The 1,015-nt window shown below is 62.2% G+C and carries 2 protein-coding genes; one reads left to right on the top strand and one right to left on the bottom strand.

Annotation, left to right across the window (positions count from 1 at the left end; all coding sequences use genetic code 11):
* On the top strand, positions 1-591 hold a 591-nt coding region (locus FJ980_RS34370; protein ID WP_246676705.1), incomplete at its 5' end, for a LysR substrate-binding domain-containing protein.
* A 61-nt stretch (positions 592-652) separates the two neighbouring features.
* Here the strand turns inward: FJ980_RS34370 and FJ980_RS34375 are convergent.
* On the bottom strand, positions 653-1,015 hold a 363-nt coding region (locus FJ980_RS34375), incomplete at its 5' end, for a nuclear transport factor 2 family protein (RefSeq protein WP_140547756.1).

Here is a 1,015-nt window from a genome sequence, read left to right on the forward strand (position 1 = left end):
ACCGCTGCGCATCTAGTGCTGACGCCGCGGCTCGGCGCCTTTGCCGCGGCTTATCCCGATATCGTGCTGGAGATCGTTATCGAGGACCGCTTCACGGACGTGGTGGAAGGCGGTTTCGATGCTGGCGTGCGGCTTGGCGAAAGCGTGGAGAAGGACATGATCGCCGTGCGCATCGGGCCGGACTGGCGACTTGTTGCCGTAGGCTCGCCGGCCTACATCGCCGGACGTGGCGTGCCGAAGGCGCCGCAAGACCTGATCGGCCACAATTGCATCAACCTGCGCATGACCAGCGCCGGTGGCCTCTATGCCTGGGAATTCCAGAAGGCCGGCCAGGCTCTGCGCGTCCGCGTCGATGGCCAGCTCGTGTTCAACTCGACCCTGCCGATGGTCGACGCCGCCATTGCCGGCTGCGGGCTTGCCTATGTGCCCGAGGATCTGGTCACGGCGCATGTTGCCGCCGGACGGCTGCAACTCGTGCTCGACGATTGGTCGCCGAAATTCGCCGGCTATTACCTATCCTATCCAAGCAGTCGCCAGAACTCGCCGGCCTTCAACGTCATTGTCGACGCGCTTCGAAAACACAGCCAATGATGGCCACCACACAGAAGCCGAGGACGGGGCTGAGCACAACCGGGAATGGGAGCGGCGGACCTCAGATGATGCCGTGCTTCTTCAGCAGCGCCTGCTCATCGCCCGACACCCATCCGAATATCTTCGGCTCGCCGTCGAGTTTCCGGACAAGGTAGTGAACGTCGAAATCTATCTCGACGTCCGCTTGACCCTTGCGGGCATAGGTCGCGGTCCACGCAACATGGGCAACGCAATGATGCTCGTCGATCGGCGAGATGCCGATGTCGCGTATCCGCATCTCTTTCGTTCCGATTGCCCGGTAGTGGGCATAGCCCTGAGCCATGACTGGCTTGAGTTGATCGTCGTTCTTTCCGGTCACGACGCCGGCAGGCGAGGCGGCTATGAACTCCGACGTGTAGAGCGACGCGGCCTCATCCATATCCAT

The sequence above is a fragment of the Mesorhizobium sp. B1-1-5 genome (assembly GCF_006443065.1).
Lineage (GTDB): Bacteria > Pseudomonadota > Alphaproteobacteria > Rhizobiales > Rhizobiaceae > Mesorhizobium.